This window comes from Arenibaculum pallidiluteum, from assembly GCF_017355985.1.
In the GTDB taxonomy this organism is placed as follows: domain Bacteria; phylum Pseudomonadota; class Alphaproteobacteria; order Azospirillales; family Azospirillaceae; genus Arenibaculum; species Arenibaculum pallidiluteum.
The window spans coordinates 155,675-168,056 of record NZ_JAFIQU010000006.1 but is presented as its reverse complement, the minus strand read 5'-3'; the positions used below and the strand labels follow the sequence as shown (position 1 = coordinate 168,056).

General features: G+C 71.1%; 13 protein-coding genes. 9 read left to right on the top strand and 4 right to left on the bottom strand.

Features of this window, described 5'->3' with window-relative positions:
- Positions 1 to 107 precede the first annotated feature (107 nt).
- Together JUB13_RS14620 and JUB13_RS14615 are read left to right on the top strand one after the other, a co-directional pair.
- On the top strand, positions 108 to 1,319 hold the full coding sequence (locus JUB13_RS14620; protein ID WP_207480134.1) for a transglycosylase SLT domain-containing protein: 1,212 nt from the start codon (positions 108 to 110) through the stop codon (positions 1,317 to 1,319).
- A gap of 105 nt (positions 1,320 to 1,424) precedes the next feature.
- Entirely contained in the window at positions 1,425 to 1,730 is a 306-nt protein-coding gene (locus JUB13_RS14615) for a hypothetical protein (RefSeq protein WP_207480132.1), read from the top strand.
- Positions 1,731 to 1,733: 3 nt separating this feature from the next.
- Here the strand turns inward: JUB13_RS14615 and JUB13_RS14610 are convergent, their stop codons facing one another.
- The 3 genes from JUB13_RS14610 to JUB13_RS14600 all read right to left on the bottom strand — a co-directional run bounded on the left by JUB13_RS14610 (position 1,734) and on the right by JUB13_RS14600 (position 5,254).
- The gene (locus JUB13_RS14610; protein WP_207480130.1) at positions 1,734 to 2,156 is read right to left on the bottom strand and encodes a GtrA family protein; all 423 of its coding nucleotides are present in this window, start codon (positions 2,154 to 2,156) and stop codon (positions 1,734 to 1,736) included.
- A gap of 57 nt (positions 2,157 to 2,213) precedes the next feature.
- Positions 2,214 to 3,815 carry a hypothetical protein gene (locus tag JUB13_RS14605; protein ID WP_207480129.1) on the bottom strand — a complete coding sequence of 534 codons (1,602 nt, stop codon included), beginning with the start codon at positions 3,813 to 3,815 and terminating at the stop codon, positions 2,214 to 2,216.
- A 107-nt stretch (positions 3,816 to 3,922) separates the two neighbouring features.
- Positions 3,923 to 5,254, bottom strand: coding sequence for a pentapeptide repeat-containing protein (locus JUB13_RS14600; protein WP_207480127.1), 1,332 nt, complete (start codon positions 5,252 to 5,254; stop codon positions 3,923 to 3,925).
- A gap of 302 nt (positions 5,255 to 5,556) precedes the next feature.
- Here JUB13_RS14600 and ffh point away from each other — a divergent pair, with 302 nt between their 5' ends.
- The 5 genes from ffh to rplS are packed head-to-tail and all read left to right on the top strand — an operon-like array spanning position 5,557 to position 9,165.
- A complete protein-coding gene (gene ffh, locus JUB13_RS14595) occupies positions 5,557 to 6,918 on the top strand; it encodes a signal recognition particle protein (RefSeq protein WP_207480126.1) in 1,362 nt (453 codons plus the stop codon).
- A 59-nt stretch (positions 6,919 to 6,977) separates the two neighbouring features.
- Positions 6,978 to 7,340, top strand: coding sequence for a 30S ribosomal protein S16 (rpsP, locus tag JUB13_RS14590; protein ID WP_207480124.1), 363 nt, complete (start codon positions 6,978 to 6,980; stop codon positions 7,338 to 7,340).
- A 21-nt stretch (positions 7,341 to 7,361) separates the two neighbouring features.
- Entirely contained in the window at positions 7,362 to 7,955 is a 594-nt protein-coding gene (rimM, locus tag JUB13_RS14585; RefSeq protein WP_207480122.1) for a ribosome maturation factor RimM, read from the top strand.
- The gene (gene trmD / locus JUB13_RS14580; protein ID WP_207480120.1) at positions 7,952 to 8,758 is read left to right on the top strand and encodes a tRNA (guanosine(37)-N1)-methyltransferase TrmD; all 807 of its coding nucleotides are present in this window, start codon (positions 7,952 to 7,954) and stop codon (positions 8,756 to 8,758) included. The genes rimM and trmD overlap by 4 nt, the downstream gene beginning before the upstream one ends.
- An 11-nt stretch (positions 8,759 to 8,769) precedes the next feature.
- Positions 8,770 to 9,165: a 50S ribosomal protein L19 gene (gene rplS, locus JUB13_RS14575; RefSeq protein WP_328702936.1), complete on the top strand. Its 396-nt coding sequence runs from the start codon at positions 8,770 to 8,772 to the stop codon at positions 9,163 to 9,165.
- 92 nt (positions 9,166 to 9,257) lie between these two features.
- Here the strand turns inward: rplS and JUB13_RS14570 are convergent, their stop codons facing one another.
- Positions 9,258 to 10,034, bottom strand: a complete 777-nt coding sequence (locus tag JUB13_RS14570; protein ID WP_207480118.1) for a hypothetical protein — start codon at positions 10,032 to 10,034, stop codon at positions 9,258 to 9,260.
- 195 nt (positions 10,035 to 10,229) lie between these two features.
- Here JUB13_RS14570 and JUB13_RS14565 point away from each other — a divergent pair, with 195 nt between their 5' ends.
- Positions 10,230 to 10,868 carry a GNAT family N-acetyltransferase gene (locus tag JUB13_RS14565; RefSeq protein WP_207480116.1) on the top strand — a complete coding sequence of 213 codons (639 nt, stop codon included), beginning with the start codon at positions 10,230 to 10,232 and terminating at the stop codon, positions 10,866 to 10,868.
- A 147-nt stretch (positions 10,869 to 11,015) separates the two neighbouring features.
- The gene (locus JUB13_RS14560; RefSeq protein WP_207480114.1) at positions 11,016 to 12,374 is read left to right on the top strand and encodes an MBL fold metallo-hydrolase RNA specificity domain-containing protein; all 1,359 of its coding nucleotides are present in this window, start codon (positions 11,016 to 11,018) and stop codon (positions 12,372 to 12,374) included.
- The last annotated feature ends 8 nt before the right edge of the window (positions 12,375 to 12,382 follow it).

Sequence of the window (12,382 nt, the reverse complement as noted above, 5' to 3'; positions counted from 1 at the left end):
CCTGTGTTAACGCGATGGAAAGGGTTTGTCGCTTGACTGGATTCTGCTAGGCGCATTAAACGGTTGCGGGTCATTCTTTCGACGTGCAGTGAAGTCCAGGGGGTCCCATGCGGTCTGCCGTTTCCGCCTGCTTCGCTGCTGCGCACCGGCCTGTCCTGCGGATGGCGGGGCTCGCGGCGCTGATCGCGGGGCTGGCAGCCTGCGGCTCCACCCATGGCCCCGGCACCGGGGCGGTCCAGGGCGGCCATGGCCACCGGACGGTGGTCGCGCCGGGACCGGCCGAGGATCCCTGGCGACCCTACATCCAGGAGGCCGCGGCCCGCTACGACGTGCCGGAAAGCTGGATCCGCGCGGTGATGAAGGTCGAGAGCGGCGGGCGGACCACGCTGAACGGCCGGCCGATCACCAGCAACGCCGGCGCCATGGGCCTGATGCAGGTGATGCCCTTCACCTACGAGGAGCTGCGCCAGCGCTACGGCCTCGGCCCCGACCCCTACGACCCCCGCGACAACATCCTGGCCGGCACCGCCTATCTGCGCGAGATGTACGACCAGTTCGGCAGCCCCGGCTTCCTTGCGGCCTACAACTGCGGCCCCGGCTGCTTCGGCGAGTTCCTCGCCGGCGACCGCCGCCAGCTTCCCGGCGAGACGCGGCGCTACGTCGCGATGATCGCCCCCAACCTCCAGGGTGCCGAGCCCCAGCGCCGCGTCGATTCCTATGCCGTGGCGGGGCTCGACGACATCCTGCGCACCGGGCCCGCCACCGGCCGGAACATGGTGGCGCAGAACCAGCCCCGTACGGGCCGCGCGCCGGTGGCGGCACCCGTCCAGGTCGCCCAGGCCGGCCTGCCGTACCTGGCGCCGCGCGGCGCGACCGCCGCTCCGGTGCAGATGGCCTCAGCGCCGGTGCGCGCCGTCGCGCTGCCGCCTCCTTCGCCCACCCCCGTCCAGGCCGCCCCCATACAGGTTGCCCAGGCGCCCGCGATCGCCCCGACCCCGGTCGCGGCGCCAGCCGCCGTGCTGACCGGCGGCAGCCTGCGCCTGCCCTCGCAGGGGCGCAGCCAGCTGCCCCCGAGCTGGAGCATCCAGGTCGGCGCCTTCCGCACCGCGCATGACAGCCAGCGCGCGCTGGAAGCGGCCCAGCGCATGGCGCCGGACCTTGGCGTGGCCCAGCGCCACGTAATGGAGGTCAGCACTCCTGCCGGGCAGTTCTACCGCGCCCGGCTCGTGGGCTTCGCCTCGCCCGACCAGGCCCAGCGCGCCTGCCAGACCCTGACCGCGCGCGGCACCGACTGCATGGCCGTCTCCCCGGGGGCGTGAGCCGTCCGGAGCCATCCGCCCGGATCGGCTCCCCGCGACGCTTCCTGGATCCCGCGCGGCGCGTGCGGTGTTTCCCCAGAACCGGGGGAACCAAGGGGGATGCGCATGGCGGAGGAAACCTGGAACGGCGCCCGGATCTACGACGGGCGGCCGTCGCGCGCCGGGCTGGCGGCGCGGCTCAGGCGCGACGGCGTCGATCCCACCTCCCTCGCCGAGGTCGTGCTGACCTGCGAGGCGCAGGCGACCGGGCGCGTCTACTACATGCGCGCGCTGGGCTATCGCGACGCGCAGGGCCGCTGGTTCTCCTACTGCCTGCGCAGCGACGGCCGGATCCGCCGCCGCGAGCATGCCGGAGATCTGGCCGTGGCCGAGCCGGCCGTGACCACATCGCCCGCCGCCGGGGGCGCCTGACCGTCAGGCCGCACGGAACACCAGCCGCTTCGAGACCGCGTAGTTCAGGCCGAGGGCGGAGATCGAGCCCGCCGCCACGGCGAGCACGGGCCAGCGCGCGAAGGGACCGCCCGCGAGGACCAGCGCCGCGAAGATCGCATAGTTGACGCAGCCGCCCAGCGCATTGACCGCCAGGAAGCGCGCCCACTGCGCCAGCAGGCGGTCCTGCCGGGCGTCCCGGAAGGTCACCGTCCTGTTCAGCGCCCAGGTGAAGGTCACCGCCACGAGATAGGAGGCGGCGCGGGCCGGAAGGGCGCCGGCGCCCGCCGCCATGGCCAGCCACAGGACGGCGGCATCCACCAGGAACCCCCCTGCGCCGACGCCGGCGAAGCGCAGGAACTGAAGCCGCGCGGGTATCCCGACGTGGCGGATCGGAGGGGCGGGCATCTGAAGCGTGTCCGGCTGGGGGTCCGTTCCGCCTTTGTAACGATGGGGCGTGCGTCCTCAGTGATGCAGCGCACAGAGGTTGAGGTCCTCGTTGAGGTTGCTGCGGACCAGGCGGCACGAGCCGGGGTCCAGGCGCAGCCCGTAGGCCTCGGCCGCCTTCTCTGCAAGGTCCGTGTCCGGCACGGTGCTCAGCGCGTAGAAGGCGCCGCGGTGGGCCGCCACGCGGGAGCGCAGGCGGTGGATGTAGCCGTTGTCCCAGGAATCCGGGTGGATGAAGTTGCTCTGAATCCGCACGAAGGGGATCTCGGGCGGGAAGGCCGGGATCGCGAAGCTCAGGGGCTGGTAGCCCGCCATCAGCACCATGGCGTCCGCGGGGGCGGGGATCGGCGGGACCTCGACCTCCACCAGCCCGCGGGACCAGGGCACGCGCCCCCAGGTCCCCGGCACGGTCGTCGCCTGCACGACGACCAGCGCGGCCGCGGCGAGCCCCGCGCGGGTCCGCCTGCCCAGCGGCAGCCAGGCCATGGCCGTGCACAGGGCGAGCGGCGCCAGGAACTCCATGGCCACGAGATAGCGGTAGATCGAGAACATGGCGGCCCAGGTGCCGAAGGCCAACGCGAGGGCCGCCATCAGGTGCCGCTCCGCCGCCCGTGAGCGCCCGGAGACGAGGGCCGCGGCCGCGGCGATGGGCGCCACGGCGTAGAGAAGCGGGATCCGTAGGTCGCGCCAGGGTGTGTCCCCGGGCAGCGGGATCTCGCCCACGATGTTCGGGTTCAGGGTCCAGCGGAACGGCAGCAGCAGCCGGTCCAGCAGGGTCGGCGACATGGACAGGTTGTGCATGTCCCGATAATCGCTGATCGCCGCGTCGTGGGACTTGAAGACGTGGTTGAAATACGGGTGCAGCGGGTTCCCGTGGCTCTGCCACAGGTGCCACATCCACCAGCCGTTGGTCAGCGCGATCCCGCCCAGGATCCCGAGGCCGCAGCAGAACGACAGCGCGAAGCGGCGCCGGAACCCTCCCGCGGCGAAGAAGAAGCCGAAGCAGATCCCGACGCACCAGATCACCGCCGGCTGCTTCAGCCCCATCGCCGCTCCGGCGGGCAGTCCAGCCAGCGCGGCGATCGCGGCCGCGCGCGCCAGGCGTCCGTCCTCTAACAGGGTCCGACGGTTCCTGGCGATCACCAGCAGTCCCGTCAGCGGGCCGAGGCTCAGCAGATTGTCGTGGAAGGTGGTGCCGAGCAGCGAGATGCCGCCGGCGCCGAGAACCCCCACCCCGGCCACGGCGGCGGCGGCCCAGACCCGGCGCCGCGCGTCGCGCACGCGCAGCAGCTCGCGCGCCAGCAGGAACACCAGCACGAAGTTCAGGCCGTGCAGCAGGCTCCACAGGAACATCGCCACCGGCGCCGGCAGAGTGCTGCCCAGCAGGTAGAGCGGCGCATCGAGCAGGGGATTGTAGAAGCTCGGCGTCTGGGACGGCACCATGTCGATGCCGAGCCGGCCCGAGACCAGGGCGTAGCCGGCGTACCAGTGATAGTTCCGCAGGTCCCAGTTGGCATCCTGGCCGAGCGCCAGCGACAGCAGGCCATAGGCGAGCGGCCCCAGAATCAGGATCAGGGCGGTCGCGCGGCGGGTCGAGGCGTCGGCGGGGCTGGCGGACACGTGAGCTGGGGAGTTGGCCTCGGAAACCGGGCCGGCTTCTCGGGGCCCGGCCCTCTGTTACGGCCCGCGCGCGGCGGAATCAAGGCGCCGAGCTGCGGCGGGCCGCCTCACGACGGCATCTTGGCGCCGTCGAGCCGTGCCCGCCGCAGCTCGGCGCCCGTCAGGTCGGCATTGGTCAGGTCGGCGTCCGTCAGGTCCGCCCCGGTCAGGTCCGCGCCCTGGAGGTTCGCCTCGACGAGGTTGGCGCCGCGCAGATCCGCCCCGGCGAGCCGCGTCCCGTCGAGCCGCGCGCGGTAGAGGTTCGAGCGCCAGGTATGGCCGGATCCGCTCTGGATGTGCACGGGGAAGAGCTTGGCCCCGGTCAGGTCGGCACCGCTCAGCGTCGCGCGCTCCAGGCTCGCTCCCCGCAGATCGGCGCCGGACAGGTCGGCCTTGCGCAGGTCGGCGAGCGACAACTCGGCCATGGCCAGGGACGCGCCGGACAGCCGGGCGCCGGCCAGCGTCGCGCTGTTCATCAGGGCCGCCGCGAGCTTGGCGCCCACCAGGTCGGCGCCGCCGAGGTCGAAGGCTGCGAGGTCCGCCCGGGCGCCTTCCTTGCCCCCCGTCTCGGTCCACAGGGCATGGGCCGCCAGGACCTCGGGCAGGCTCATGCCGGCGTCCTCGGGTCGGCTGGCGAGCTGCGCCCCCTGGGCCGCCGCGGCGGCGCGCTGGCTCGGATCCAGGATGGCGCCGACCATCACCGCGCCCGCGAGCCGGGTGCTCGACAGCACGGCGCCGGTCAGCACGGCGCCGGTCAGGCAGGCGCCGTCGAGATTGCACTCGGTCAGGTCCGAACCCGTCAGGTCGCAGCCTGTCAGGTCCGAGTTGGACAGGTTGGCGCGCACGAACTTGGCGCCGCGCAGCACGGCATCCGTGAGATCCGTCTGCATCATGAAGGCGCCGGACACGCGCGCACGGCTGAGATCGGCGGAGCGCACCGTCGCGCAGGTCAGCTCGGTCGTGACCTTCACGATCTCCTGGTTGACCGCGCTCATCATGCCGCTGTCGCCGACCTGCATCAGCGTTCCGTCGCGCAGGTCCGCCTCGACCAGCTCGGCCTCGGACAGGATGGCGCCGCGCATGCAGGCCCCCCGCAGGTCGGCCCGCGTCAGCACGCTGCCTGTCAGGTTGGCGAGCCGGAGGTCGGCGGCGTAGAGGATCGCCCGGCTCAGCGAGGCCCCGTTCAGGCGTGCGCCGAAGAGCTTGGCGCCCGTGAAGTCGGCATCGGTCAGGTCGAGGCCCGAGAAGTCCACATGGGAGAGGTCCAGGAACTTGAAGCTGGCCCGCATCCCGCCGTTCCGTTTGGCGAGGAAGGCCCGGTGCTGCACGACGAGTGCGGCCAGCTCCTGCTGGCTCGGCTTGCGGCGGGCTGTCTCGGACCGTTCGGTCGACTGCGACATCGGCACGTCCTGGCTTCGGGTCGGGTGACTCTCTGCGGGCATTCCGAAACAAATCGTTAAATGTATTTCGAGTCTGCCGTTCTTTTGGTCGAATGTACTAGAGTCCCCGGGACGAACCGCGGAATCGACGCGGAGTTGACAGGAGGGGCCGGCATCCCTAGGTTCGCCGCGCTCCTCCTGCGTTGGGAAGCATCAAGCGCCTACGGGTGTCCGCCGGTCCGCGAGTGTCGCGCACTGGCGCGTTTCCGTTTTGGCGCAAGGCTTTTCCGGCGCGGGGGCGACACCGCAACCGCTGGACCGCCATGTTCGACAGCCTGACAGGCCGCCTGGGGGACATCTTCGACCGGCTGCGCCGCCGCGGCGCGCTGAGCGAGGAGGACGTCTCCGCCGCGCTGCGCGAGGTCCGCGTCGCCCTGCTCGAGGCCGACGTGGCGCTGCCGGTCGTCAAGAAGTTCGTAACCGACGTCCGCGAGCGGGCGGTCGGCCAGGAGGTCCTGCGCTCGGTGACGCCGGGCCAGCAGGTCGTGAAGATCGTCCACGACCGTCTGGTCGAGATGCTGGGCGGCGAGAGCCAGGGCATAGACCTGAACGCGCTGGCCCCGGTGCCGGTCCTGATGGTCGGCCTTCAGGGCTCGGGCAAGACCACCACCACCGCCAAGATCGCCCTGCGCCTGAAGAGCCGCGAGCGCCGCAAGGTCCTGATGGCCTCGCTGGACGTCCGCCGCCCGGCCGCGCAGGAGCAGCTCCGCATCCTGGGCGAGCAGACCGGCGTCGACACCCTTCCGATCGTCCCCGGCCAGCAGCCTGTCGAGATCGCCAAGCGCGCCATGCAGGCGGGCCGCACCGGCGGCTACGACGTGGTGATGCTGGATACCGCGGGGCGGCTCGCCATCGACGACGAGCTGATGGCCGAGGTCGCCGCGGTGCGCGACGCGGTGACCCCGCACGAGACGCTGCTGGTGGTCGACGCGATGACCGGCCAGGACGCCGTCACGGTCGCCACCAACTTCCAGGACAGGGTCGGCATCACGGGCATCGTGATGACCCGCATCGACGGCGATGCCCGCGGCGGCGCCGCGCTGTCCATGCGCGAGATCACCGGTCGCCCGATCAAGCTGCTGGGCACCGGCGAGAAGGTCGACGCGCTCGAGAACTTCCATCCGGACCGGATCGCCGGCCGCATCCTCGGCATGGGCGACGTGGTCAGCCTGGTCGAGAAGGCGGCCGAGAGCATCGACCGGGAGGAGGCCGAGAAGCTCGCCCGCAAGCTCGAGAAGGGCGGCTTCGATCTCGACGACTACGCCTCGCAGCTCCGCCAGATCCGCAAGATGGGCGGCATGGGCGGGATGCTCGGCCTGCTGCCCGGGATCGGCAAGATCAAGGAGCAGCTCAAGGGCGCCAACATCGACGAGGGTATCCTGAAGCGCCAGGAGGCCATCATCTCGTCCATGACCAAGGGCGAGCGCAAGCGGCCCGAGATCATCAAGGCTGCCCGAAAGCGGCGCATCGCGCTGGGCTCGGGCACCACCGTGCAGGACGTCAACAAGCTGCTGAAGCAGTTCGACGACATGCAGGGGATGATGAAGAAGATGAAGAAGCTCGGCACCAAGGGCCTGATGCGACAGGGGCTGTCAGGCCTGCTGCCGCCGGGCCTGAGGCGCTGAGCCGGCCTCTATCCATTGCAGATTTCCAACCGACGACAGTACCGAGGAGAGTTCGAACCATGTCGCTGAAGATCCGTCTCGCCCGTGGCGGCGCCAAGAAGCGCCCCTTCTACTCGATCGTGATCGCCGATTCGCGCAGCCCGCGCGACGGCCGCTTCATCGAGAAGGTCGGGACATACAACCCGATGCTGGCGAAGGACCATCCCGAGCGCATCACGCTGAAGAGCGAGCGTCTCAAGCACTGGATCGGCGTCGGCGCCGTCGCGACCGATCGCGTCGCCCGCTTCCTGGGCGATGCCGGCCTGGTCGCCAAGCCGTCCTACAACGAGACGCCGAAGAAGTCCGCCCCCAAGGCCAAGGCCCAGGAGCGCGCGAAGATCGAGGCCGACCGCGCCGCGGCGGCCGCCGAAGCCGGCGAGTAACGCGCGGACCCGGCCGCCGCCATGACCGCGTCGAACCGGGTTTGCGTCGGCCAGATCACGGGCGCCCACGGCGTCCGCGGCCTGGTCAAGCTCCGGAGCTTCACCGCCGATCCCGCCGCGGTTGCGGAGTATGGGCCGCTGACCGACCAGTCGGGGCGGCGCAGCTTCAGGGTCAGGCTGCTCTCGGCCGCGGGCGACCAGTGGATCGCCCAGGTCGAGGGCGTCTCCGACCGGGACCAGGCCGCGGCGCTGCGGGGGGTATCGCTCTTCGTGGACCGGGCCGTGCTTCCCGAGCCCGAGGAGGACGAGTTCTACCATGCCGACCTGATCGGCCTTCGGGCTGAGACGGTCGACGGGGAAACCTTCGGGACGGTGCTGGCGGTCCATGACTTCGGTGCCGGGGACCTGCTGGAGATCCGGATGGCCACCGGCCGCACGGTGATGTTGCCCTTCACCCGGGCGGCGGTGCCGGTGGTCGAGCTCAAGGCGGGCCGCGTGGTGATCGACCCGCCGGCGGGGTTCCTGGACGAGCCCACGGCCGAGGAGCGCGCCGAGGCTGGGGGCGCCGGAGCTGGGGGCGAGGGAACGCGGGGCGGGCCGGGGGATCGGGAATGATCGGGGCGGAGGGGCCGCGCAGGCCCTGGACCGCGATCGTCGTGACCCTGTTCCCCGAGATGTTCCCGGGCCCTTTGGGTCACAGCTTGGCCGGAAAGGCGCTGAAGGACGGGGTCTGGGCGCTGGAAACGGTGGACATTCGCGCCTTCGCGCGCGATAAACACCGCTCCGTCGACGATGCCCCCTTCGGCGGCGGCCCCGGCATGGTGATGCGGCCCGACGTGCTCGACGCGGCGCTGGACGCCGCCGGGCCGGGAAGGGCGCTGTATCTCTCGCCCCGCGGGCGGCTCCTGGACCAGGACCTGGTGCGGGAGCTGGCGGCGGAGCCGGCGGTCACGCTGCTCTGCGGCCGCTACGAGGGGGTGGACGAGCGGGTGCTGGAGAAGCGCCGGCTCGAGGAGGTCAGCGTCGGGGACTATGTCCTGTCGGGCGGCGAGCCCGCGGCGCTGGTGTTGATGGACGCGGTGGTGCGCCTCCTGCCCGGGGTGATGGGCAACGAGGAGACCGCCGGCGAAGAGAGCTTCGAGCGGGGATTGCTGGAGTATCCCCACTATACGCGGCCTGCCGAATGGGAAGGCCGCCGGGTGCCGGAGGTGCTGCTCTCCGGCCACCACGAGAAGGTCAGGGCCTGGCGGCTCGAGCAGGCGGAGGGGATCACACGGGACCGACGTCCCGACCTGTGGACCCCGTACGCCGAGCGCCGCGCGGCCGAGCAGCGCGACCGTCCGCGCAAGCGGCGCGGGCGTGGGGAACAGGCTGGTGAAGGAACTCGGTCCGCCGGGACGGCGCACCGCGACGATTGAGGGATAGTGCGATGAACATGCTGCAGCAGATCGAGGCGGAGCAGATCGAGAAGCTCTCCGCCGACAAGGACATCCCGGAGTTCTCTCCGGGCGACACCATCCGCGTGAACGTGAAGGTCGTCGAAGGCCAGCGCGAGCGCGTCCAGGCCTACGAGGGCGTCGTGATCGCCCGCAAGAACCGGGGCCTGCACTCCTCCTTCACCGTCCGCAAGATCAGCTACGGCGAGGGCGTCGAGCGTATCTTCCCGCTCTACAGCCCGCGCATCGACTCGATCGAGCTGGTCCGCAAGGGCCGCGTGCGCCGCGCCAAGCTGTACTACCTGCGCGAGCTGCGCGGCAAGGCTGCCCGCATCGTCGAGCGCACCACCGGCCGCGGCCTGGGCAAGGCCGTCGAAGCGGCCGAGTAAGGCCCCTTCCGCTCCGCGCGTCATCGGACCCGCCCGGCCGCAAGGCCGGGCGGGTTTTCGCGTTGGCGCCCCGCATTACGCTACTATGCGCGTCACGCCAGCGGGATCGCCGCCTCGACCGACCCTTCCAGCACCAGGTCGTCCTCGGCGCCCAGCAGCCACAGCGCCTCGGCCTCGAAGCGGAGCAGCGGGCGGTCCCACCAGCGGGCGATCAGGGCGCCCAGAGCCTCCGCCTCGGCGGGATCGAGATCGTCCGTCAGGTTGAAGACGCCGACGAGGTGGAGGTCGGATTCGCGCCGGCCCAGCAGCGCCTGGATGCGCCGGAACGGGTTTGCGCCCGCCCTGCGCGCGGGATAGGCGCGCAGGTATAGCCGACCCAGGTTTACGTCGCCCGAGAAGATCCCGCGCAGCTCCACCGCAATCGGCCCGATCCCCGCGATCGCTGACAGCGCCGCGGGAGGGAGCTGTGGCGGCTCCTCCGCGCCCAGCCCTCCGCACAGCGTCGCGTGCAGCACGGGCAGGCGGCGCGGAAGGATGTCCCAGGCGATCTTGGACGCGAATGGCGCGGCGCGCAGCTCGGCCTCGAGGGCGCAATAGGCGTCCGAGCGCGCCAGCGCCTCGCCCGGGACCGGCAGAACCAGCGAGTAGCTGCGCGGGTGCCGGCCCATGGCATAGGGCCGGCCCGGCCAGGTGGCGATCACGCCGGGATGGCCGGGTGCCACCAGCGGCAGGTGGGCCAGCCGGTAGGCCTCGTCCAGGACGAGGCCGGCGCCTGGGGCGAAAGGCGTGCGGCAGCGCAGGTATCCGAGCTCGTCGTCGCCGCACAGCTCCCCATCGCCGGCATCCCTGGCGGCACGCGCGTCATTCATGGCGGGTCCCGATCGCAGCCCGGCCGAAGCGCCGTCCGGACGATTATTCATGGCCGCCGGCCCGCCGCAATCAGGCGCCCGCGGTAACCGCTACGGCGCGGTGCCGGAACGCGCGGCCGCCGGCAGCCGCGACTGAATGGGCGACTGAATGGCAGGTTCTTCCGGATCACCGGAAGGGCGGCTACATCTCACGGCATGCAAGCAGGTCATCAGGTATGGAGCGACTGCCCGGAGCTGAGCACGCCACGGCTGTTGCTGCGCAGATGGCGGGATGCGGACCTTGCGCCCTTCCATGCGATCAATGGTGACCCGGTCGTCATGGAGCACCTCCCAAAGCTGCTCGAGCGGCCCGAGAGCGATGCCTTTGCCGCGCGCATCCGCGACCATTTCGCGGCGCATGGCTTCGGCCTGTGGGCCGTCGAAGTTCCGGGCCGCGCAGACTTCATCGGTTTCGTCGGGTTGTCGATTCCACGGTTCGAGGCGCATTTCACGCCTTGCGTGGAAATCGGCTGGCGGCTGGACCGCGGCTATTGGGGCCAGGGGCTCGCGACGGAGGCGGCGAGCCGGGCCTTGGATTTCGCCTTCGGCAGTCTCGGCCTGCGGGAGGTCGTATCCTTCACGGTGCCGGCGAACCAGCGTTCGAGACGCGTGATGGAGCGGCTCGGCATGAGGCACTCGGAAGACGACGACTTCGATCATCCGCTTCTTCCGCAGGGTCATCCTCTTCGCGCGCATGTGCTCTACCGGTACGGCGACGGGGACGGCCGAGACTTGGCCGGAGGGTCCATGGGCCGGCCGCATGCCGCGGGACTGGGGCCACGGGACCGGGATTGACCTGAATCAACGGATAGCGGCTCCCAACTCGTATGTTCGCAGGAGCGGATGTCTGACGCGGCTTGCGCGCTTTCCAATGGTCGGCATCGGAACCGGCGCACGCGAGCGGCCCCGTCGTCATGCAGGCCTGAGGAAGGAACTCATCGCATGCTGGATCTGACGAGCCTGGGCGGCGCCGGCACGGTCACGGGTTCCAAGCACCTCCTGGATTCGGGCGGGCACCGTCTGCTGGTCGATTGCGGCCTGTTCCAGGGGCTCAAGAATCTCCGCGAACGGAACTGGGGCCCATTCCCGATCGATCCCGGCCATATCGACGCGGTCGTGCTCACCCATGCCCATCTCGATCACTCCGGCTATCTTCCCAAGCTGGTGCGCGAGGGATACCGCGGCAGGATCTATGCCAGCCGCGCCACCCGGGACCTCGCCGGGATCATCCTGCGGGACAGCGGCCACCTGCAGGAGAAGGACGCGGAATACGCGAACCGCAAGGGGTTCTCGAAGCACCATCCGGCCCTGCCGCTCTACGGAGTCCGCGAGGCCGAGCTGGCGCTCGAGCGCTTCTCGCCGGTGGAGATGCACGCCGAGACCGACCTGCCGGGCGGTGCCAGGCTCAAGCTGCGGCCGGCTGGGCACATCCTGGGGGCGGCCAGCGCGGAGATCCGCTGGCAGGGCACCACGCTGGTCTTCTCGGGCGATCTCGGCCGCTACGGCGACGAGGTGATGCTCGATCCCGAGCCCGTTGCCGAGGCCGACTACGTCATCATCGAGTCCACCTACGGCGACCGCGTGCACGGGGACAGGGACGCGGCCGAAGCGATCGGCAGCGCGGTGGAGCGCACGGTCGCGCGCGGCGGCACCGTGGTCATCCCGACCTTCGCTGTCGGTCGGGCCCAGTCGCTGCTCCACACGCTCTGGAAGCTGAGGCAGGCCGGCCGCCTCCGCCGGGTGCCGATCTATGTCGACAGCCCAATGGCGATCAGCGCGGGCGAGCTTCTGCGTGTCCATCGCGACGAGCACCGGCTGCCGCCCGCGGTCTGCGCTGCCGTGTCCGAGACCGCCAGCTACGTCCGGGAGGCCGCCCAATCGAAGGCCCTGAGTGCGAGTCCGGTACCCAAGGTGATCCTGTCGGCGAGCGGCATGGCGACCGATGGCCGCGTCCTGCATCACCTCAAGGCCTTCGCTCCCGATCCGAAGAACATGATCCTCTTCTCGGGCTTCCAGGCCGAAGGCACGCGCGGGCGCGACATGCTCCGCGGCGCGCGCGAGGTGAAGATCCACGGGCAGTGGATCCCCATCCGCGCCGAGATCGCCGACCTGCCCATGCTCTCGGCCCATGCCGATTCGGACGAGCTTGTCCGCTGGCTCTCGGGCTTCCGCCGTCCGCCGCGGCGGGTCTTCGTGGTCCATGGCGAGCCCTCGGCATCCGAGGCGCTGCAGGCCCGGATCGTCCGTGAGCTCGGCTGGGACAGCGTCGTTTCGGCGCCGATGGAGCGATACGCGCTGTAGAGGACGGG

Coding starts and splice junctions, on each gene's coding strand:
- JUB13_RS14610 (WP_207480130.1), bottom strand. CDS start 2,156: ATGCCCGCCCCTCCGATCCGCCACGTCGGGATACCCGCGCGGCTTCAG.
- JUB13_RS14565 (WP_207480116.1), top strand. CDS start 10,230: ATGCAAGCAGGTCATCAGGTATGGAGCGACTGCCCGGAGCTGAGCACG.
- ffh (WP_207480126.1), top strand. CDS start 5,557: ATGTTCGACAGCCTGACAGGCCGCCTGGGGGACATCTTCGACCGGCTG.
- JUB13_RS14615 (WP_207480132.1), top strand. CDS start 1,425: ATGGCGGAGGAAACCTGGAACGGCGCCCGGATCTACGACGGGCGGCCG.
- JUB13_RS14570 (WP_207480118.1), bottom strand. CDS start 10,034: ATGAATGACGCGCGTGCCGCCAGGGATGCCGGCGATGGGGAGCTGTGC.
- rpsP (WP_207480124.1), top strand. CDS start 6,978: ATGTCGCTGAAGATCCGTCTCGCCCGTGGCGGCGCCAAGAAGCGCCCC.
- trmD (WP_207480120.1), top strand. CDS start 7,952: ATGATCGGGGCGGAGGGGCCGCGCAGGCCCTGGACCGCGATCGTCGTG.
- rplS (WP_328702936.1), top strand. CDS start 8,770: ATGAACATGCTGCAGCAGATCGAGGCGGAGCAGATCGAGAAGCTCTCC.
- rimM (WP_207480122.1), top strand. CDS start 7,362: ATGACCGCGTCGAACCGGGTTTGCGTCGGCCAGATCACGGGCGCCCAC.
- JUB13_RS14560 (WP_207480114.1), top strand. CDS start 11,016: ATGCTGGATCTGACGAGCCTGGGCGGCGCCGGCACGGTCACGGGTTCC.
- JUB13_RS14620 (WP_207480134.1), top strand. CDS start 108: ATGCGGTCTGCCGTTTCCGCCTGCTTCGCTGCTGCGCACCGGCCTGTC.
- JUB13_RS14600 (WP_207480127.1), bottom strand. CDS start 5,254: ATGTCGCAGTCGACCGAACGGTCCGAGACAGCCCGCCGCAAGCCGAGC.